At 47.5% G+C, this 21,460-nt stretch carries 18 protein-coding genes and 1 tRNA gene; 3 read left to right on the top strand and 16 right to left on the bottom strand.

Features of this window, described 5'->3' with window-relative positions; translation table 11 throughout:
- Nucleotides 1–75 precede the first annotated feature (75 nt).
- A tRNA-Arg gene (locus ACTQ16_RS06075) sits at nucleotides 76–150 on the top strand.
- Nucleotides 151–772: 622 nt separating this feature from the next.
- Here the strand turns inward: ACTQ16_RS06075 and ACTQ16_RS06070 are convergent.
- From ACTQ16_RS06070 to ACTQ16_RS06050, 5 genes are all read right to left on the bottom strand, one after another.
- Nucleotides 773–2,266 (bottom strand): oligosaccharide flippase family protein, encoded by a 1,494-nt coding sequence (locus tag ACTQ16_RS06070; protein WP_441936628.1) that lies wholly within the window; start codon nucleotides 2,264–2,266, stop codon nucleotides 773–775.
- 136 nt (nucleotides 2,267–2,402) lie between these two features.
- Nucleotides 2,403–2,939: a 30S ribosomal protein S16 gene (locus ACTQ16_RS06065; RefSeq protein WP_441936626.1), complete on the bottom strand. Its 537-nt coding sequence runs from the start codon at nucleotides 2,937–2,939 to the stop codon at nucleotides 2,403–2,405.
- Between the two features lie 159 nt (nucleotides 2,940–3,098).
- On the bottom strand, nucleotides 3,099–3,569 hold the full coding sequence (locus ACTQ16_RS06060) for a DUF4293 domain-containing protein (protein WP_441936625.1): 471 nt from the start codon (nucleotides 3,567–3,569) through the stop codon (nucleotides 3,099–3,101).
- An 18-nt stretch (nucleotides 3,570–3,587) separates the two neighbouring features.
- Nucleotides 3,588–3,938 carry a DNA-directed RNA polymerase subunit omega gene (locus tag ACTQ16_RS06055; RefSeq protein ID WP_294967565.1) on the bottom strand — a complete coding sequence of 117 codons (351 nt, stop codon included), beginning with the start codon at nucleotides 3,936–3,938 and terminating at the stop codon, nucleotides 3,588–3,590.
- A 59-nt stretch (nucleotides 3,939–3,997) separates the two neighbouring features.
- A complete protein-coding gene (locus tag ACTQ16_RS06050; RefSeq protein WP_441936624.1) occupies nucleotides 3,998–4,858 on the bottom strand; it encodes an outer membrane protein assembly factor BamD in 861 nt (286 codons plus the stop codon).
- 136 nt (nucleotides 4,859–4,994) lie between these two features.
- Here ACTQ16_RS06050 and uvrB point away from each other — a divergent pair, with 136 nt between their 5' ends.
- The gene (uvrB, locus tag ACTQ16_RS06045; protein ID WP_441936622.1) at nucleotides 4,995–7,115 is read left to right on the top strand and encodes an excinuclease ABC subunit UvrB; all 2,121 of its coding nucleotides are present in this window, start codon (nucleotides 4,995–4,997) and stop codon (nucleotides 7,113–7,115) included.
- Between the two features lie 374 nt (nucleotides 7,116–7,489).
- Here the strand turns inward: uvrB and ACTQ16_RS06040 are convergent, their stop codons facing one another.
- From ACTQ16_RS06040 to ACTQ16_RS05995, 10 genes are all read right to left on the bottom strand, one after another.
- Nucleotides 7,490–8,077 carry an IMPACT family protein gene (locus ACTQ16_RS06040; RefSeq protein WP_441936620.1) on the bottom strand — a complete coding sequence of 196 codons (588 nt, stop codon included), beginning with the start codon at nucleotides 8,075–8,077 and terminating at the stop codon, nucleotides 7,490–7,492.
- Nucleotides 8,077–9,411 (bottom strand): DUF1015 domain-containing protein, encoded by a 1,335-nt coding sequence (locus ACTQ16_RS06035; protein ID WP_441936619.1) that lies wholly within the window; start codon nucleotides 9,409–9,411, stop codon nucleotides 8,077–8,079. Before ACTQ16_RS06035 ends, ACTQ16_RS06040 begins: the two co-directional genes overlap by 1 nt.
- 144 nt (nucleotides 9,412–9,555) lie before the next feature.
- Nucleotides 9,556–10,473, bottom strand: coding sequence for an NAD(P)-dependent oxidoreductase (locus ACTQ16_RS06030; RefSeq protein WP_294967556.1), 918 nt, complete (start codon nucleotides 10,471–10,473; stop codon nucleotides 9,556–9,558).
- A 137-nt stretch (nucleotides 10,474–10,610) separates the two neighbouring features.
- Entirely contained in the window at nucleotides 10,611–11,681 is a 1,071-nt protein-coding gene (serC, locus tag ACTQ16_RS06025; RefSeq protein ID WP_294967554.1) for a 3-phosphoserine/phosphohydroxythreonine transaminase, read from the bottom strand.
- Nucleotides 11,682–12,025: 344 nt separating this feature from the next.
- Nucleotides 12,026–13,345 carry a DEAD/DEAH box helicase gene (locus ACTQ16_RS06020; protein ID WP_441936618.1) on the bottom strand — a complete coding sequence of 440 codons (1,320 nt, stop codon included), beginning with the start codon at nucleotides 13,343–13,345 and terminating at the stop codon, nucleotides 12,026–12,028.
- Nucleotides 13,346–13,377: 32 nt separating this feature from the next.
- Nucleotides 13,378–14,598, bottom strand: a complete 1,221-nt coding sequence (locus tag ACTQ16_RS06015; protein WP_441932022.1) for a tetratricopeptide repeat protein — start codon at nucleotides 14,596–14,598, stop codon at nucleotides 13,378–13,380.
- A gap of 113 nt (nucleotides 14,599–14,711) precedes the next feature.
- Nucleotides 14,712–15,821, bottom strand: a complete 1,110-nt coding sequence (locus ACTQ16_RS06010) for a DUF6057 family protein (RefSeq protein WP_441936617.1) — start codon at nucleotides 15,819–15,821, stop codon at nucleotides 14,712–14,714.
- Nucleotides 15,822–15,835: 14 nt separating this feature from the next.
- Nucleotides 15,836–17,938: an alpha amylase C-terminal domain-containing protein gene (locus ACTQ16_RS06005; RefSeq protein ID WP_294967549.1), complete on the bottom strand. Its 2,103-nt coding sequence runs from the start codon at nucleotides 17,936–17,938 to the stop codon at nucleotides 15,836–15,838.
- A gap of 56 nt (nucleotides 17,939–17,994) precedes the next feature.
- Nucleotides 17,995–18,438: a YhcH/YjgK/YiaL family protein gene (locus ACTQ16_RS06000; protein ID WP_217759815.1), complete on the bottom strand. Its 444-nt coding sequence runs from the start codon at nucleotides 18,436–18,438 to the stop codon at nucleotides 17,995–17,997.
- Between the two features lie 181 nt (nucleotides 18,439–18,619).
- On the bottom strand, nucleotides 18,620–19,723 hold the full coding sequence (locus tag ACTQ16_RS05995) for a phosphatidylinositol-4-phosphate 5-kinase (protein WP_294967630.1): 1,104 nt from the start codon (nucleotides 19,721–19,723) through the stop codon (nucleotides 18,620–18,622).
- A 278-nt stretch (nucleotides 19,724–20,001) separates the two neighbouring features.
- On the opposite strand from ACTQ16_RS05995, the gene ACTQ16_RS05990 reads away from it, so the two are divergent.
- Entirely contained in the window at nucleotides 20,002–20,709 is a 708-nt protein-coding gene (locus tag ACTQ16_RS05990; RefSeq protein ID WP_294967546.1) for a LytR/AlgR family response regulator transcription factor, read from the top strand.
- A gap of 37 nt (nucleotides 20,710–20,746) precedes the next feature.
- On the opposite strand, the gene ACTQ16_RS05985 is transcribed toward ACTQ16_RS05990, so the two are convergent.
- The gene (locus ACTQ16_RS05985; RefSeq protein ID WP_264951783.1) at nucleotides 20,747–21,418 is read right to left on the bottom strand and encodes an HAD family hydrolase; all 672 of its coding nucleotides are present in this window, start codon (nucleotides 21,416–21,418) and stop codon (nucleotides 20,747–20,749) included.
- Nucleotides 21,419–21,460 lie beyond the last annotated feature (42 nt).

Here is a 21,460-nt window from a genome sequence, read left to right as displayed (position 1 = left end):
TGAAAAAAAATTTGGTAGTTCCAAGAAAAAGTATTACCTTTGCAGCCGCAAACAAGAAAAAGGACTAAGGAAAATGGTTCCGTAGCTCAGTTGGATTAGAGCAACAGCCTTCTAAGCTGTGGGTCTTGGGTTCGAACCCCAACGGAATCACTCAGTTTTAGTTTTTTTAGGAGACTCTCTGAAGAGTCATGATTGTTATTTACAGCCGCAAGTTTAATTACTTGCGGCTGTATTTTTTTTATAAACAACTGTCTGGACCATTTACTCGCACTCAACGGCCGAAGGGAAAGGACGTATGGTGCCTAAGAGGGTACTCAGTACTCAGTATTCAGTTTTTTTCGCGATAGTTATCCTTTATGCAGTTATAAACTGTAAGTAATTATTTTATATTATATATTATTATAATATAATAATATATAATATACTATCTTTAGTGAGGATGGAAACAAGAGCGAAAAAAACTGAATACTGAGTACTGAGTACGTTTGCAGAAAACGGTTATTACTTTGTAATATGCTGATTTATATGACAAAACATAGTTTTCCATACCGAAAAACATAGAGATGCGCCCCATAAAACATAGAGTTAGGATTTTTAACTAAGTTTCAAATCGTAAGCTGCTGAAAATCGCTCCTTATCACATGCCAAATTTTGGTAGATACCGAAAAACTTCGTATCTTTGCACCGGCAATCGAAGGAAACGCCTTATGTGCCTTCAAACGGTTATCTATGATGACCCAGGCGGGGGATAAACGATGACAGGCGCCAGTCATCATTTTCCCTTCAGCGAACGCCTGATACGGGAGAAACTGTACAGAAGGGAAGCCGCACAAAGAAAAAGACCCAACAGCCAATAGCACCATGAATCTACCTCAGATAACCATACTACACAACCCAACAAGAGCAGATTCAATACATGAACCAACAGATGCTGGACCGACGGAAAACTCAGGCAATAGGCATAATGGATGCGGCAGAAGACATAAACTCCTATCGACTCTACAGCGTAGGCTACAACAATGCCCGCTCCCAAACCGTCCAGTCCGTGAAGCAGATAGCCGATGATTTCGCAGACGATGAGCAACACCACGCAACAGCTCTCCTGCACCAGGAACACACGAGCCTCGCCCCTGGACAGCGGAATGTACTCCAGAGGCATGTAGAATGCCTTGAACAGCAAGCCAGCAGCTGCAATCTGAGTCATCCCCACCACACCCAGAAACTCCCAGTTGTAGAGCAGCGGAATGGCAATGGGCAGCAGCAGGATGATGGAGCTGATGATGGGCCCCATCAGCAGAAGATTCATCTCCAACTGACGGTTGACGATCAGATTGCGGTTTTCTGCCTCTGATGTTGCGCTTCCTTCTCCCCTTACGGCAGAAAGACGAGGATAATAATCGGTCTCCATCACCGAGAAAACCATGCCGCCATAGACCAGCACCAGGGTAATGCCTGAATTGAAAAGTCCTACCTCAGCCAGGTTGCCCTGGTGGTTGAGAAAGGCTCTGACCAGAAACTCAGCCCCGCTGCTCATCATCCCAGCCAGCACAAAGGAGAGTCCGAAACGGATCATCGGGAAAGCCTTGAGCAGCTGGATTCGGGAAAGGCACAGGCGGAAGGGATGCTCCTTTCGCGAAAACGAAAAGGCGAGGAGCCACTGAGCAAGAGCCAGCAGAAAGAGAACAGCAAGAATGCCGCTCTCGCCAAAGAAGCCGTAAACGGGTACGGAAACGAGCAGGGAAAGGAGAGACAGGGCAAATGCCTGCGCAGCCAGGGACTTCAGCTTGCCCAAACCCTTGAGGATAGCCGTTTCGCCACCGGCAAGAATCGTGAAGAAAATGGTAGGAGCCAGCAGCACGAAATGGTAGGTATGATTGCCCCAGGAAAAGGTGAAGAGATTGAGGAGAGGACCGAGAAGGGCGCAGACCAGCGCACCCAGAAGGGCAGAAAGCAGACTGAGCGTGCGGACTTGAGAAATCGCCTGCTCTACCCCATTCCGGGCTTCAGCCTCGGAAACCACCCTGACGCCACTGGTAGGAATGCCGAGATTAGTGGCGGAGGTAAGAAAACCGGAAGTTGCATTGAAAAGAGACAGCAATCCCATGCCGGATGGTCCCAGGAACATGGCGGTAAACTTATTCCTCACAATACCCACGAGCATGTTGAGTCCCTGTACGCCTCCCAGCAATCCGGTATATTTCAGTATATGAGAGTAGCTGTTCTTTTCAGCCTCCATCTCATGATTGGTTTCCTTTGTCTTTTCCATATTATCTAAACGGAATTCTCGGCGGTTTATTGCAGGTATTTGCAGGAATAAAAACAACCAAAAAAGGCCGACACCCTTTAAAAAAGAGTAATCGACCTTATACTTTTCAATCTTCAAAGAAGATTCATTCAGAAGATTAAGCCTCAGCTGGAGCCTCCTCAGAAGCCTCCTCAGAAGCCTTAGCAGCTTCTGCCTCTGCCTTAGCAGCAGCCTCAGCAGCCTTCTTCTCAGCTACCTTCTTAGCGATTGCCTCGTTCATCTTCTTCTCAGCCTCGAGCTCCTTAGCAGCAGCTTCCTTCTTAGCCTTAGCATCGCCCTCACGAACAGCAGTATTCTTAGCGTCCTTACCGTTCTTCCAAGCGTCGAAACGCTTCTGAGCCTCAGCATCGTCGAATGCGCCCTTCTTAACGCCACCCTTGAGGTGCTTCATCAAGTAAACGCCCTCGCCCTTGAGGATGTTGCGAACTGTGTCTGTTGGCTGTGCACCTGTCTCTACCCAGTAGAGAGCGCGCTCGAAATTCAAATCTACAGTAGCAGGATTGGTGTTAGGATTGAATGTACCAATCTTCTCAGTAAATTTACCATCACGTGGTGCTCTAACGTCAGCGATTACGATGCTGTAGAAAGCATAGTTCTTACGACCGCCGCGCTGCAATCTGATCTTTGTTGCCATTTTTAAAACTTAATTTTAATTTAATTAATATATATGAGGTTTGAATTTTATGCTGCCATCTCGTGACAGCGGGTGCAAAGGTACAACTTTTATTTGGTACCCACAAATTTTATCCTATTTTTATAGGCTTTTTTAGCATTTCTTTTAAGAATCAGCCCCTTATCGGATGCGATCTGCCGCTTTTACCAGCTTTTCGTCGTCATTGACGCCCTTATAGGCCATTGCCTGAAGGATGATGCTGACGATAGGCAGGCAGGCTGCAAACTCGATGTTCACCTTGCCCTCTACCTCAGGAACCGGAATGATGCCGAAGAGAATCAGGGCATAGTCGAGAACCCAGAGCGCATTGAGCAGCATGGCATTCTTGCAGATTGACATCTGGACCTTGCGATTCTTATAAAGGAATATCGTTACCAACGATAGTATCGCTGTTACGCTGAGCAGGACAAACAACGGGATGCAGGTGGTAGAGATAGCGAGACCGCCATCACCCATCACCACTCCCAGATTGTAAATCAGACTGTCGGCACCCATTCCCTTCGGCTCAACGCTGCCTACTGGCAGGAACAGGCAGAGCGCACATACGATGACTGCCAAAAGCAGAAACAGAGTCTGTTTGCGCTGTATCATATCTTTTCTTTCCCTTTATTACAACTCATTGACTGTAGTAGCAGGACGATACTCTTTAGAAGGGTCGCGCCAGAAGATGCTGTTCTCGATAAACTCCTGAGTAGCTATCAATGTTGGCTTTGGCAACTTCTCGTAGTAGCGAGAGATTTCAATCTGCTCACGGTTCTCGAATACCTCCTCCAAAGAATCGTTGTAAGAAGCAAACTCCTGGAGCTTCTTGCTCAGGTCCTGCTTGATTTCAACCGAAATCTGGTTGGCACGCTTAGCAATGATAGCTACGCTTTCATAAATGTTTTGAGTTTCATCACAGAGGTCCATGATGTTACGAGTAACTGTGTTTACTGGTGCATTTGATTTCTTGTAATCCATAATTATAGTACTATTATTATTCTTTTTTACGATTATTACCTTGATTATATATATGCGCTCTAGTTCTCGGCAAGCTTTTCGAGCGAACCCTCAGGATGAGCCTTCTCATACTCCTTGCATTTCTCGATATACTTCTCGGCAAGCGAGCGCTCCTTTGAATCAGGATATTCATTGATGAAGCCGTAGCACTCATCCTCAGCGTCCTGATAACGCTCCAGCTGCTTGCTCTCCACACTCATCTTGGCAAGTTCGTACTTGCTCTTCATTACGAGCGAAGCAAACTCCTCACGACGGTTACTGTAAGGATAGTCCTTCAGGGCATTCTGCGCTGTGACGATGCAAGCCTCATAGTTGTTGCCGCCGTTGGTGCAGTTGCCGAAGTAGGTTCCCAAATCGAAGTAGAGACGGGCGCTCTTGTATTCCTTCTCCACGAGCAAATCCTGCAGGGCATAGAGACGGCTGGTGGCCTGAGACTTGAGATGAGCATCAGGGAAGATGTCGAGATACTCCTGGAAGGCAGCGATGGCAGTCATCGTAGTGCTCTGGTCCAATCGAGGCTCCGGAGCATTCTGGAAGAGACTCTCGCCCACGTAATACTTGGCATTCTCAGCGTAGCGACCCTTCGGATAGGAAGAGAAATACTTCTTGAAGTATTCGGATGCGGTCTCGTAATCCTTCATACCGAACTCAGCCATGGCAAGCATGTAGAGACATTCCTCGCCCTCGGTAGAACCCTTCTTCATGGTAACGACTTCCTGCAGGAGAGGTACGGCACGGGAATACTTGCCCTGAGCATAACACTGCTTGGCATACTCGTACTTCAATGTATAATCACCCGATTTGGTGATCTGGTTATATTCGTTCACACAGCTGGTCATCAGCAGTGCTACGCATGTTGCGATAAGAGTCAATTTCTTCATAATTCTCATTTTGAGATGCAAAGTTACTCATAATTTACTTATTATCAAAAGAAAAAATACATTTTTTCGCAAAATATTAATCTTTATAACGATTAATGGCGATTTTTTTGTATTTTTGCACCTAAATTCAGTGATTATGGACTTTAAAATTACATCAGAATACAAACCGACGGGCGACCAGCCACAGGCTATCCGACAGCTTACCGAAGGCATAGAGCAGGGTGAGCCGGCGCAGGTACTGCTGGGCGTTACCGGTTCGGGAAAGACCTTTACGGTTGCCAATGTCATCGCAAACATCGGCAAGCCTACCCTTATCCTGAGCCACAACAAGACGCTCGCCGCACAGCTCTATCAGGAGATGAAGGGATTCTTCCCTGAGAACGCCGTAGAATACTACGTATCCTACTACGACTACTATCAGCCGGAAGCCTACCTGCCAACCACCGATACATACATCGAGAAAGACCTCGCCATCAACGACGAGATAGACAAGCTGCGACTGGGAGCCGTCTCTGCCCTACTCTCCGGAAGGAAAGACGTCATCGTAGTTTCATCCGTATCATGCATCTACGGTATGGGCGGACCTGTGGCGATGCAGGAAAACATCATCAAAATCAAGAAGGGACAGACGCTGGACCGCAACGAATTCCTGCGCAAGCTGGTGGATGCCCTCTACGTAAGAAACGACATCGAACTGCAACGCGGCAACTTCCGTGTGAAGGGAGAAACCGTGGACATCTTCATGGCTTACAGCGACAACGTGCTGAGAGTAACCTGGTGGGACGATGAGATAGACAGCATCGAGGAGGTAGATTCGATGACCTATCACCGTCTGGCTTCGTTCGAAACCTACGAGATTTATCCGGCTAACCTCTTCGTAACCACGAAGGAACAGCAGGAAAGTGCCATCCGTATGATTCAAGACGATATGGTGAAGCAGGAGGAGTTCTTCAAGAGTATAGGCGACGGAATCAAGGCGCAGCGCATCAAGGAGCGTGTGGAATACGACATGGAGATGATCAAGGAGCTGGGTCACTGTTCGGGAATAGAGAACTATTCGAGATATTTCGACGGCAGAAAGGCGGGCGAACGGCCATACTGTCTGCTGGATTTCTTCCCGAAAGACTTCCTGCTGGTGGTGGACGAGAGCCACGTGAGCATTCCGCAGATTGGCGCCATGTATGGTGGCGACAGGGCGAGAAAGAAGAATCTCGTGGAATATGGTTTCCGATTGCCTGCCGCCTTCGACAACCGTCCGCTGACGTTCGAGGAGTTCCACAGTCTGATTCATCAGGCTATCTACGTCAGTGCCACCCCTGCCGATTATGAATTGAGAGAGGCTGAGGGCGTAGTGGTAGAACAGCTCATCCGTCCTACGGGCTTGCTGGATCCGGAGATTGAAGTGCGCCCGAGCGAGAACCAGATAGATGACCTGCTGGATGAAATCCTGACCCGCACGCACCGCAATGAGCGAGTGCTCATCACTACGCTTACCAAGCGCATGGCAGAGGAACTGACGGAATTCCTGCTGAACCATGAAGTGAAGGCAGCATATATCCATAGTGATGTAGCTACGCTGGACCGAGTAAAGATTATGAACGATTTGCGAGCTGGCGTTTATGATGTACTGGTGGGTGTGAACCTGCTCCGTGAGGGCCTCGACCTTCCGGAAGTTTCGCTTGTAGCCATCCTGGATGCTGATAAAGAGGGTTTCCTGCGCAGTCACCGTTCGTTGACGCAGACTGCGGGTCGTGCTGCAAGAAACGTGAACGGCAAGGTAATCATGTATGCAGATAATATTACAGATAGCATGCAGAAGACCATTGACGAAACCGCCCGCCGAAGAAGCATCCAGCTGCAGTACAATGCCGACCACGGCATTACGCCGAAGCAGATTCAAAAGGCGATTACATCTGCCCTGCCAACCAGCAAGGAGGAGGCAGAAAATGGATTGGGAAGTGGTTATGGAAGCAGTTCCGGAAAAGCTTCTGGAGCAGGTTCTGGTATCAATTCTGCATCATTCCGCACTATTCAGGGAGCTGATGGATCGAAACAGCGAGTTTACATCGAACCTGACAGCACCACGATGGTTGCCGACCCTATCGTCCGCAGCATGAGCAGGGAGGAATTGGAGAAGAGCATCGCCAATACCACCGCCCTGATGAAGCTGGCAGCCAAGGACCTCGACTTCATGCAAGCCGCACAATATCGCGACGAAATCATCCGACTGCAAAAGGAATTGGAAGAAAAAGGATAGGAGCTTCTGCCCTTTCAGGGCGCGTGGCGCTAATTTGCGAAGTTCTACCGAGGACGGCTAAAAGCCCCAAAGTACCTAGGTGTCTTCAAGAGCGTAAACCCGCCAGGCGTCCCGGCGGATTTGAAATCCGCCGTAAAAAAGTTCGACCTATAACACCGGGGGATTTGTAATCCCCCAACAAAAGGAAAAGCATACTCCTTTGCTGCGGATTGCAAATCCTCAGAGCCTAAATAGATTAGGACATTTTTTAACGCCGGATTGCAAATCCGGCGGGACGCCTGGGGGACTTACGTTCTTAAAAAACTAAAAAAGGGTGCGTTGTGGACTTATGACACACCCTCTTTTAGGGCGTGCGGGAACTCAGTGATTTTCCGTTATTCGAAGGAAAGCTTCTTCAGGCGAGTACGCAACTGCTCGGCTTCGCTCTTTCTGATGGATAACTTGATGGTACAGGTATTGTCGAAAGTCTGATCCACAATACGGGGTTTCATCTCCTTGACAATCCTCATCACATCATTCATCATCGGATAAGTGAAATCGTAGATAACGATTTCCTCCACCTGCTGCGTCACTTCCTCACAATGCGCCAAAGCATCTATTGCTGCTTCACGATAAGCAACAATCAATCCACTGGTACCCAACTTCACACCTCCGAAATAGCGGATGACGACAATGAGAATATCCGTCAATTCCGCCTTCGTGATTTGTCCAAGGATAGGCTTGCCAGCCGTAGAAGATGGTTCACCATCATCATTGGCACGGAACTCGGTGCGCTCCGGACCCAGCATATAGGCATAACAACAATGTCGGGCATCGTAATATTTCTTACGGTACCCGGCAACAATCTCCTTCACCTCGTCAACGGTCGTCACGTGGTGAGCAAAGGCGAGAAACTTACTCCTTTTCTCGGTGTAATATCCCTCGCCTACTGTATCTGATATAGTCTTAAATTCGTCAATCATTAATCCAACTTGTGAATAATCAATCCGCTACGCAACTTAGGCTCAAACCAGGTAGCCTTAGGAGGCATAATCTTGCCACTGTCTGCAATGTCCATAATCTGCTGCATGGTGACTGGATGCAAGGCTAATGCCATCTTCATCTCACCACTATCTACACGACGCTTCAACTCTCCGAGACCGCGAAGTCCACCCACGAAATCGATGCGCTTATCTGAACGCAAGTCCTTGATGCCCAGAATTTCATCGAGAATCAAACGGGATGAAATGTCTACATCGAGCACGCCGATTGGGTCCTCATCATCGTATGTTCCCGGCTTGGCAAACAGACCGTACCATTTGCCGTCCAGATAAAGGAGGAAGGAATGGAGAGCGGCTGGCTTCAGAATATCCAAACCGAACTGCTCGATAGCTGCATCAATGGCAAACTTCTCGTAGCAAGGGATTCCCTCCTCATCGCCAGATACGTTCACATTAATCGCATCAATCTCTATCACCTCGAAGTTCTTGGTCAATGCGTCGAGGAACTGCTCTGATGTCAAGCCATTCAGGTCCTTCACTACTCGGTTGTAGTCGAGGATGGTCAACTGGCTAGCCTGGAAGCAGACAGCCATGAAATAGTTGTATTCCTCCTTACCAGTATGGTTAGGATTCTGCTTAGCCTTCTCTGCGCCTACCAAAGCAGCGGCTGCCGAACGGTGATGACCGTCAGCTATATAGAGACTAGGCATCTTGGCAAATTCTGCGGTGATGGTCTCAATGTCCTTATCATCGCTGACAATCCAGAACTGGTGGCGGAAGCCATCAATCGGAGCGATGAAATCATACTCAGGTTCTGAAGCAGCATAGCGCATCAGAATCTCATTGAGTACGGAATTATCAGGGTAAGCGAAGAAGACAGGTTCGATGTTGGCATTGCAGACACGAACGTGCTTCATGCGGTCCTCTTCCTTATCACGGCGGGTGAGCTCATGCTTCTTGATGACACCCGTCATATAATCATTAACGTATGCACCCACAACAAGACCATACTGAGTCTTGCCATTCATGGTCTGTGCATAGATATAATACTGTTCTTTATCATCCTGCTTCAACCAGCCGTTCTCCTGGAACTTCCTGAAGTTCTCTGCAGCACTTTCATAGACGCGAGGATCATACTCTGATGTACCTGGTTCGAAGTTGATTTCAGGTTTAATAATATGATAAAGGCTTTTCTCGTTATCGCCAGCCTCGGCACGAGCTTCCTCTGAATCGAGGACATCGTATGGGCGAGACTCAACTTGCTCAACAATACTTTTAGGAGGTCTTACTCCCTTAAAAGGTTTTATTATTGCCATAATGTTTTATTTTATAATTAATATTTGAATGTTTCTAAAGTAATATAACGCTAAGATTACAAGGAATCCCATAATTAAAAGACAAAAAGCCCATAAAGAGTACTTATACAAAGCACCCTTTATGAGCTCTCTTATATCCTAAAATTATTTGTTTACTTGATATTTTGTGCAGCCATCTGCAAAGAACGCATTGATCTGCTTGGCGGCAGCAATACCGGCATTGATGTTAGCCTCGGCAGTCTGAGCACCCATCTTCTTAGGTGTTGAGAAGTAGCGACCCTCGAACTTGGCGAAGTCTGCATCAGCATCTGGCTTGATGTCGGTAATGAACTTCAAGTCCTCACGCTCAGCGAGAAGCTTCAGGAGCTCTGGCTCATTGATTACTTCCTTGCGGGCAGTGTTGATAAGGATACCACCCTTTGGCAACTGGTTCACGGTCTTGTAATCGATGCTCTTGATGGTCTCTGGAGTAGCAGGGATATGAAGAGAAACGATGTCGCAAGTCTGGAACAACTCATCCTGAGACTTCACGGCGTGAACACCGGCAGCCTCAATGACATCAGCTGGGCAGAATGCATCGTAGGCAGCTACCTCCATACCGAAGCCCTTGGCGATGCGAGCCACGTTGCGACCCACGTTACCGAAAGCCAGGATACCCAACTTCTTGCCCTTCAACTCAGAGCCTGCCTTGCCGTTGTAGAAATTACGAACGGTGAAAACCAGCAGACCGAAAACCAACTCGGCAACGGCGTTGGAGTTCTGACCAGGAGTATTCTCAGCCACCACGTTGTGAGCAGTAGCAGCAGGCAGGTCGATATTATCATAACCGGCACCAGCACGAACAATGATCTTCAGGTTCTTGGCTGCGTCGAGCACCTCGGCATCAGCCTTGTCAGAACGGATAATCATCGCATCCACATCCTTCACAGCATCGAGAAGCTGAGCCTTCTCTGTATATTTTTCGAGCAGCACCAATTCGTTGCCTGCTCCCTCTATTTCTTTCTTAATGCCCTCGACAGCAGCTGCTGCGAATGGCTTTTCTGTTGCAACTAATACTTTCATATTGCGATTTTACTTGGAACTTTGAGCTTTGAACTTTGAACTTTATGATTTGCTTTTTCAATATTTCCAGATTATACATAGATATATAATCTTTGGAGTAATCATAAAGTTCAAAGTTCAATGTTCAAAGTTCAATGTTAATACTTAGCTTCAAATTCCTGCATTGCCTTGACGAGTGCCTGAACACCCTCCATGGTCTGTGCATTGTAGCAGCTGGCACGGAAACCACCTACTGAACGGTGACCCTTGATACCAACCATACCACGCTCTGTAGCGAAATCGAGGAATGGTTTCTCCAACTCCTTGTACTCATCGTTCATTACGAAACAGATGTTCATCAATGAACGGGAAGCCTCTTCTACAGTACCCTTGAAGAGCTTGTTGCGGTCAATCTCTGTATAGAGAACCTCAGCACGCTCGTGAGCACGCTTGTCAGCAGCCTCGACACCACCGTTGGCCTTCAACCAGCGGAGATTCTCCATCAAGGTGTAGATAGGAACTACAGGAGGAGTATTGAACATACTGCCCTTCTCTACGTGAGTGCGATAATCGAGCATGGTAGGAATCTCGCGAGGAGCCTTGCCGAGCATCTCATCCTTCACGACGATGACGGTAACACCAGCCATAGAGAGGTTCTTCTGAGCACCTGCATAGATAGCGGTGTACTTGGAAACATCTACAGGACGGCTCATGATGTCTGAAGACATATCAGAAATCAATGGAACGTTCACGTCTGGATCTACACGGAGTTCAGTACCATATATAGTATTGTTGCTTGTCAAATGCAAGTAATCACAATCGGCTGGCACATTGTTAGGAACCTGAGGATAGAAAGTGTAGTTGGCATCGGACGATGATGCGATCTCCACGACCTCACCAAAATGCTTCGCCTCTTTCATTGCTTTCTTGGCCCAAGTACCAGAATTAATGTAGGCAGCCTTCTTGATGAGGAAGTTAGCAGGAATCTGCATAAACTGCAATGACGCACCACCACCAAGGAAGATTACGGAGTAACCCTCAGGAATGTCAAGAAGCTCCTTGAAAAGGGAGACAGCCTCGTCAACAACTGGCTGGAAATCCTTAGCACGGTGGCTGATTTCCATCAATGAAAGACCTGAACCATTAAAATCCAAAATCTGCTTTGCTGTGTTCTCAATCACTTCGCGTGGAAGCATTGATGGACCTGCGTTAAAATTGTACTTCTTCATCTTTATATAATTATTTAAGTAATTAATCGTATAACCCTCCTGTTAGCAGGAGACATACATGCGCAATCCACCCATATAGGCTTAGCTGTAAACCATATGATAGGACTTACGACTGCGAAATTACATTTTTTATTTCAAACTACCAAATTTTTCTGCACATTTTTAGCATTTTGGGCATAAATCTTTCTTTTTGTCACCAGTTTTAACATATTATCTGCATATTTATGCCCTAAATTACAATTTATAACCTAAAAAGCCTCATCTGGAAACAGATTCCAAGATGAGGCTTTTACTAGCTATAAATTTAACTCACTTTGCAGTTTTTTTATCCAAAACCTGAAGTTTCATCTCACTTCTTCGACAATCGTCTTGACACCTTTAATCTTTTCGCCCTTCACATTGTTGAGCACGCTCTTCAGCTTAGGACGGGCGATGGCTGCATAGGCGTACCGGTCGTTGACATCAATCTTTCCGATTTCAGAAGAATTCAGACCTCCCTTCTTGCAGAGGAAGCCGAGAATATCGCCCTTGCTGATCTTGTCCTTCTTTCCCTTACCTATATATAAGGTAGCCATCTTTGGCTTGGCTGGTGCCGGCAACTCCTCAACGGCAGGAATCTCGTAATCCTCAACCTCTGCATCCACATATTCAGGAATATGCTCCTCAGGACCCAGCAGGAAAAAGGCTCTACCCTGCGCTTCCCAACGGGCTGTACGACCCACACGATGGATGTAGCCGTCCTCGCTCTCAGGAATGTGGTAATGGATGATGTTGTCAATATCAGGAATATCAAGACCACGGGAAGCCAGGTCGGTGCTCACCAGAATATTAGCGCTGCCATTGCTGAATCGGTAAAGGGAAGCTTCACGCTCCTTCTGCTCCAATCCGCCATGGAAGAATGAAGTGGAGAAACCCTGCTCAACCAGATAGTTGTTGGTGCGCTCCACGCTGTCACGGTAGTTCAGGAAAACGATGGTGCTGGTTTCGCCCAGACTGCGAAGCAATCGACCCAGACTCTCCAGTTTATCCTTCACCGGACTTTCCACCTTATATATATGTACTCGCTCAGGCACCTGCTCCTCGTCCATGCGATAATCTATCTTCTCTACCCTGCCCATGTGGACGAAGCGAGGAATCTCCTCTGCCTCGGTAGCAGAAAGCAGGAAGTGGCGGCGCAAGCCTGGCAAAGACTGGATGAGGCGGCTCATCTCGTCCTGGAAGCCCATCTCCAGACACTTGTCAAACTCGTCGATGACGAGATACTTGATATGATAAGGCGAGAAGTTGCCCTTGCTGAGATGGTCGTTCAGTCTACCTGGAGTTCCGAAGATAATCTGCGGACGAACCTGCTTCAGCATCCGATGCTCATCCATCGCAGCACGACCGCCGTAGCAAGCCATGGCACGAAGCCCCGAACCCATATCCTTCAATACGGTAGACGACTGCAAAGCCAGCTCACGGCCGGGAGTAACCACGATTGCCTGCGGCTCATCATCGCCCGCATCCACCAGCTGGGAAAGCGGCAAGAGATAAGCCAGCGTCTTTCCACTGCCCGTAGGCGAAAGAACAACCACATCCTTATTGCCATGTGCAATAGACTGAAAAGCCTCCTGTTGCATCTCGTTCAGCGAGATTCCCAGTTTATTCAATATTCTATCTATCATATTTATTTTCTTCATTATCAATTTTCTAATCCTTATTTTCTGCCCTGGTTCAGCAGCTTGTCAATCTCATCAAATTCCTTACCCATGTTCAGGTTCAGATAGATGGTATAAAGCGGCAAGGCCCACTGGTCCTTCTTGTCGGGCATCATCTTTCTGTATTTCTCCAGATACGGCAGAGCCTTCTTGTAATCGCTCTGAATCTGCAAACGCTGCTTGTTGGACTGTTTCAGGTTCTTGTCCTGCTCCACAGCCATGTTGAAGTAAGCCAATCCAGCATTCAGATAGGTTCCCGGCATAGTATCGTTCTGCGCAATGATCCGGTCGCACACCTTGATGCAATCCTTGTATTGGCAGAGATTGAGCAGCAGGGTGCTCTTGGTGAAGAGATAAATATCATTCACCGAATCTACAGCCAGCGCCTGATTGACCACATCCATTGCAGAATCGAGCTGGTTCCTGTCCGAATAGTATTCCACCAGACGCGGGAAGAAGAACGGGAACTTCGGAGCGCGTGAGAAGCCTTCCTTCAGCGTAGCCACATAGCGGGCAGTATCCTTATCCAGCTTGTAGGTCTCAGCCAGATACTGCAACATATAGTTGTAGTGAACCGTATCCTTCAACGCTTCGTAGGAATGATGCAGGGTAGCCTTGCTGTTCTTCATCTTATAGCCGGAATACACAGCCCAGTAGGCAGCAGTATGGAGCGGTGGATTCTTGCTCTGGAAATCATTGCCCTTGAAGAGCGGCTTGTTGGCACAGTCGATGTAGAGGTCGAAGAACTGATAAGCCTCCGGATATTTCTTCTTCTGCAGAAACCAGACTCCACCGTTGTAGATATTGGGACGGATGCGCTTGAGATATTCAGCATGCGCCTTGCGATACTCAATATCCACCTTGCCCTTCCGGTTAGGAACCATCTCTACCGAGTCCAGCCCCTGGGCAATGAGAAACATCTGCCTGCCAAGATTGAAAAGCTGGGCAGTATCATACTTCTGCTTGAGATAGAGCTTTTCATTGCCCTGTTCATACTGCTTTCTGACAGCATCAAAGAGCGTAACCCAAATCTTCTTGTTGCCCAGGTTAGCCGAATCCTTCAAGAGTTTCTCCATGCTAGCCTGTGCCTTGTTCAGGTCCTTGCCCTCCTTGACCTGATCACGGGCAGCCGCAATCTCCTTCTTCTGAGCCTGCATCACAGATGGAAGCCCGAAGAAAAAGACTATTGTAAACATCCATATGTATTTCAATCTTGTCATTTTCTAATCTCTATATAATAAAATCCCAATCTCTTACTGCAATATGATTTTATCTCTCAGAGATATTTTTTTATCTTACAGAGATATTATTTTATCTCTCAGAGATATTCTCCTTACTTACTGCAGTAGTCGAAATAATACCAGTACGTGTTGCCGTAGGTGTCACGGATGGCAGTCTGCATTTCCTGCCTGTTCGTATACTTGTGTTCCATCTGCTGATAGTCCTGGAAATCAGTATCAACCACATTGTCGTGATACTCGATGACAGGCTTGCTGCGACGATGGATGTAGAGCGTCAGAGCCTCCTTGTAATGGGTAGGGAGCTTGGCGGTCTTCACATCATAATGCTTGCACAGAGCCACGACAAACTGATCCAGCTTCTTGTCGAGCAGCAGCGCACAGAGCTTGTAATCGTCCGGCTTGCGATAAACCAGATGCTGCATCTTCATCGAATCGGTAGGCTCCTGCATCCAGCGGTGAGATTTCCACATCAATGACTTCACGGTAACGCTGTCGGGCAACATTGCCTTGCTGCCACCAACCAGCGGATAGGAAAACAGCTTGTCAGCAAGTTCACCCGTATGATGCAGACAAGCTATGCGCAGCATGGTCAGCGAGGAATCGGTCTGCAAGGACTTTCTGCCCACCTTCAGCGCCTCAGCATAATTCTTCTGCTTCATCAACCGCTCCATCTTCATACGTTCATGGAACAGATGGTCGTTGCTTGCCACAAAGCTCATCACGACAATCATCACCACCATCTGGAAGAGGTTGATCCACATATACTTGGAAAGCCAGCCGCTGCTATGAGGCTCCTGCTCCAAAGGTTCCAGTTGCCTGATGACCCATACCGCTCCGCCGAAAGCCAGAAGGCACAAGGGAGCCACAATCCACCAGGCACCGAGGGAATGATGAATATCCACATCCGTAGGAATGTCGGTGATGATGGTGAGAATCAGGAAGGAAGGAAAATACGTAAGAGCATGAAAGCGGCGCTTTACCTGAGTTAACGCATAGACGCCCAACTGCAAGACATAAAGTACCAACGTAATCAGCAGCGGGGCGACTGTATAGCTATAGTCGGTTTTACCATCACTCAGCACATGCTGAGCAACGGCTAATACATCTGCCTGGTAAAAAGCCAGGTAGCAATAAACAAAAATGATAAAGACAATAGCACAAGCGAAGTGCATCTTCGCTGTGCTATTCTTTTTATTTCCCATAAAATTTATCTACATTAATTTTTCTTCAGCACCAATGCTGTACGGGCTGGCAGATAGAGCTTCAGCCACTCCTTGCGGTCGTTCACGTAAAGTGGATCGTAAGTCGTGAGATGGGTCAGCTCATCATCATTCAAGCCGTTGCCGCCGAATGCCTTGTTGTCCGTATCAAGCACTACGCTGTAGGCGCCTGTAGGAACCAGGAAACCGTAATCGGTAAACGAACGGGTTGGCGAGAAGTTGAACACGAAGAGCAAGTCGCCTCGCATGTAGGCTAGAACCTGATCTCCATCATTGTGCCAGATCTCTACAACTGGTGTCTTGTTAAAATTCTTTTCGCTCGTAATCGTCTTGAGCATTGCTTTATCGAAATCGCCTAAGTAGTGGTAGCACAATTCCTTATTGTCTACCAGGTTCCACTGGCGACGGGCATACTTATAGCTCCAGCCATTACCCTCGCGAGGGAAGTCAATCCATTCCGGATGACCGAACTCATTACCCATGAAGTTCAGGTAACCGCCATTGATGGTGGATGCTGTAGCCAGACGGATCATCTTGTGAAGGGCAATACCGCGGTGGGCAACATAGTTCTCATCTCCCTTCTTGAAATGCCAGTACATATCAGCATCAATGAGACGGAAGATGATGGTCTTGTCGCCTACCAGTGCCTGGTCATGACTCTCGCAGTAAGAGATGGTCTTCTCGTCGGCACGGCGGTTCTTGATTTCCCAGAAGATGCTGGATGGCTTCCAGTCTTCATCCTTCAATTCCTTGATGGTCTTGATCCAGTAGTCAGGAATGTTCATCGCCATGCGGTAGTCGAAGCCATAGCCGCCGTCTTCAAACTTGGCTGCCAGTCCTGGCATTCCGCTCACCTCCTCGGCAATAGTAATCGCATTCTTGTTCACCTCATGAATCAGACTGTTGGCAAGGGTAAGATAACAGATGGCGTTATCGTCCTCATGACCGTTGAAGTAATCGCCGTAGTTGCAGAATGCCTCACCCAATCCATGGCTGTAATACAGCATAGAAGTTACACCATCGAAGCGGAAGCCGTCGAAATGGAACTCTGTAAGCCAGTACTTGCAGTTGCTCAGCAGGAAGTGGATTACCTCGTTCTTGCCGTAGTCGAAGCAGAGGCTGTCCCAGGCAGGATGCTCATGACGGTCGCCAGGATAGAAATACTGGTTAGGATCGCCGGCAAGATTACCAAGGCCTTCCAACTCGTTCTTCACTGCATGAGAGTGGACGATGTCCATGATGACGGCAATACCGTTCTGATGGGCTGTATCAATGAGATCCTTCAACTCTTCTGGAGTACCGAAACGGCTGCTGGCTGCAAAGAAGCTGCTCACATGATAACCGAAAGAACCATAATATGGATGTTCCTGGATAGCCATGATCTGGATGCAGTTGTAACCGTCCTCGATGATGCGAGGCAATACATTCTCCTTGAACTCAGTATAGGTTCCAACCTTCTCTGCATCCTGGCTCATACCGATATGGCACTCATAAATCAAGAGCGGAGTGGTCTTAGCCTTGAAAGTCTTCTTCTTCCACTTGTAAGGCTCTGGATTCCAAACCTGCGCAGAGAAAATCTTGGTCTGCTCATCCTGTACTACGCGCTGAGCCCATGCAGGGATTCGCTCGCCTTCGCCACCTTCCCAGTGCACCTTCATCTTATAGAGGTCACCGTGCTTCAATGCCTTCTCAGGAAGCTTCAGCTCCCAGTTGCCTGAGTTCTTCTGTCTCTTGGCACGATACTTCTCTGTCTCCTTCCAGTCGTTGAAATCGCCGATGAGATAGATATCTGTAGCGTTAGGCGCCCACTCACGGAACACCCATCCCTTCTCTGTCTTGTGAAGGCCGAAGTATTCGAAGCCATTGGCAAAATCGCTCAGGGTGGTCTTGCCGTTGTTGGTAAGCTGGCCCATCTTCCAGAGCACGTGGTCGTGGCGGCCACGGATAGCATCCTCGTAGTCTGCCAGGTAAGGATCGTTCTTTACAAGTCCTATATGTTTAACAGTAGCAGCCTTGGTTGTTTTCTTGCAGGCAGTCTTCTTGCAGGCTGCCTTCTTGGCTGTTGTCTTCTTAGCTGTAGTCTTCTTTTCTGTTGCCATGGATTATAGATTTAAATATTTATATTTATGTGTATTCGATTGTGAACTTGCCCAGATTAAGCCTTGATCTTGAAGATAGCCTTGTGGATGGCGCCCTTGCCGATACATGGCTGATGACCGTCCTCTGGCCAGAAGATGGCAAACTGACCCGGCTTGCAGGTAACGAGCGTCTGCGCCTTCACGCCAGGATACTTGGTAATATCCTTTGCCTCGTTGTACTCTACCTCTGGAAGGTCCTTCAAAGGAGTATATCCGTAGGTTTCCTCATTATCAAGTGGAATCTGGATATCGATCATCTTGCGATGAGTCTCGATAACAGCATCCTCCTCGTTCTTACCCTGAGCCTCAGCAATATTCAGAAAAAGGTCGGCGCCCTGAATAGGATGCTTACCTGCCTCAAGCTGAGTGAGATCGTTCTCCTTAATAAACTTCACCACTTCCGGGAAGAGTGGATTGAGAGAAATATATCTCTCCAAATTGTCTAATGTATCAACTATCATAGTCTTACTTTGAATTTTGAGATTTGAACATGGAACTTTGAACTCGGAACATTGAACATTGAACTTTATGATATGTTCACTGTTCAGTATCTCGTTATTAATTCATATTATTCCTATTTATTATTTCTTTATTATTCCTATTTTTCCGATTAATCTTCTTTATTAGTTCTATTTAATTCGATTAATCTTCGAAACGCTTGCCGTTTTCGTAGGTTCCCTTGGCTGTAACCTGACCATTGCGGTCTTTCTCTACGAATCTGCCGTCACGCATGTCGTTGCGATAGTTGCCCTCGAAACGCTTGCCGTTCTTATCTTCCTCAATGCAGGCTCCTTCGCGCTTGCCCTTGCGGTAGTTTCCCTTGAAGCGGCGACCGTCGGCATAGTGAATCACCACATTGCCCTCTACATGACCGTTGCGGAATTCACCCTCGTAAATATCACCGTTCTTCTTGGTCAGCTTGCCCCTTCCGTTCTGCAGGTCATCCTTCCAGGAACCAACATAGATGTCTCCGTTCTTCCATACGAAAGTACCCTGACCGGAACGCTGACCGTCGAGAAACTGTCCTGTATACTTGGAGCCGTTCATCGAACGGAAAATGCCTTCACCGGTACGTTCGCCCTGAACATAATCGCCTTCATAGACATCACCGTTGTGGAATTTGTAGATTCCCTTGCCGTCCTGGATATCATCCTTCCAGTCGCCATTGTAGACATCACCGTCAGCATACTTGAATACGCCTTTTCCGGAACGCTGGTTGTTCACCCACTGACCGTCGTAGGTAGTACCGTCACCCCAATTGAAGAAACCGTTGCCATTCTTCATGTCGTTCATCCACTGGCCCTTATACTGGGCACCATTGGAATAGGTATAGGTTCCTCTACCCTGTCGCTTGTCCTTATACCAGTCGCCGTCGTATCTGTCACCATTATAATAATACATGACTCCATGACCGTGCTGGAAGTCTCTGAACCAGAGTCCTACATACTTGTTATTATTCTGAAAATAGAAAGTACCCTTGCCATGCTGCTGGTCCTGCATCCACTGACCTTCATACTTTTCACCGTCAGAGAAAGTATATACGCCATATCCTTCACGCTTTCCTTTCTGGTAAGCGCCTTCGTAAGTATCGCCGTTCGGATAGACGGCAGCACCTTTGCCCTGAGGCTTTCCGCTTACCATTTCGCCCTTGTACTGACCACCGTCACGGGTGATGCAGGAACCCAGCGAAATCTTCTGGGCGAAGGTAGACAACGGACTGAGACAGAGAGCCAACGCCAGAAGCATCTGCTTTCCGTTCTGCCAGAAAAATCTACACGCCGAAGATGACTGATTGACGTTGTCTGCTATAGATTTCTTATTATATTTCTTTTTCATATACAGTAATCTCATGTTTCAATCCCCAAAGTTATAAGTTTTTCGTCAAATGACCAAATAGATTAAACAAATTTAAGTTTATAAGAAGAAAAATAATTATTAACGCAAAAAAATCGAAACACAATACAATATATAAATAAGAAATGCGTTTATACCGAAAAATATATTTTAAACCACAACAAACGCTTATGATTTTAAACTGTGCAATTATAGATGAAGATCCTACTGCCCTGGAGCAGTTGAAGAAATACGTAGACGAAACACCTACGCTGAATCTTATCGGCGCCTACCCTTCTGCCATTGATGCAGTAGACGGCATACGCCACTGTCATCTCGACATCCTGTTCCTGGCCATCCACATGCAGCAAATCAGTGGACTGGAATTCGCCAAGGTGGTACCTAAGAACGTCAAGATCATCTTCACTACAGCCTTCAAGGAGTATGCCATCGAAGCCTACAAGGTGCACGCTTTCGACTATCTGCTGAAGCCTATCAGCTATCCTGATTTCATGGACTCCTGCAAGAAGGTTTTCGACTCCTACATGCAGGACGACAAATACAATCCTATCAAACGCGACAAGTTCCTGATCGTGAAGAGCGATTATAAATATGTACGCATTCCGTTCGATAAGATTCTCTTCGTAGAAAGCCTGAAAGATTACATTCTCTTCCATCTGGAAGGAATGGAGAACGTATCCACCCTGGGCAACCTCAAGCATCTGGAAGAACGACTTCCGAAAGAGAAATTCAGAAGAATACACCGTTCCTATCTTGCCAACATGACCAAGTTCGACGTCATCGAACGGGGCAAGCTGATATACGGATCGCTGGGCATTCCTATCTCTGACACCTTCAGCGATGTTGTAAAAACCTATATTGATGAGCATTCTGTATGATGCTCATCAATACTTTTTATATAATATCCGACAATCATCAGAGCAGCTGGTCAGGAGCACTGACATAGATGGTTGCCCCATGCTCTGACAGGAAATCGCAGTCGCGGAAGCCCCAGAGCACGCTGATGCAAGGCATGTGACTGTTGCGTGCCGTCATCACGTCCACATCACTGTCACCGATATATACGGCTGTCTCCCTGTCCGCATGCAACAGTCTGAGTGCTTCGTTCACGGTGTCCGGAGCCGGCTTCTTCTCAATGCCCTCCCGTTCACCGATGGCTACGTCTACAAGGTCTCCGAAGAAATGGCGGCAGAGTTCCTCCGTAGCAGCATAGAACTTGTTGCTGACCACGGCGATGTTCTTGCCGCGCGCCTTCAGCTCTTTCAGCATGTCCATGATTCCAGGATAAGGAGCAGTCTCGTCCAGATTATGAACCATATAATGATTTCGGAAGTCCTGGAACACGCGGTCGAAATCCACCTCGCCCGACTCCAGCCGTTCCTTTCCTATCGCACGCTCCATCAGCAACTTCACACCGTTGCCCACCATCATTCTCACTTCTTCAATGGAACGCTCAGGCAACTGATTCGTCCGCAGGGCATAATTGCAACTGGAAGCCAGATCTTCAAGAGAAGAAATCAGGGTGCCGTCAAGGTCGAAGACGTATGTTTCAAAGTCAAACTGAGCATGTGGCGGGAACTTCTTGATGCGGAAATCACCGCCATGAAGCACATGAACCTCGCCCTGATA

Origin of the sequence: Prevotella sp. LCP21S3_D2 (assembly GCF_052118345.1) — a bacterium.
Taxonomy (GTDB): Bacteria; Bacteroidota; Bacteroidia; order Bacteroidales; family Bacteroidaceae; genus Prevotella.
This window is presented reverse-complemented; position numbering and strand designations above follow the sequence as displayed.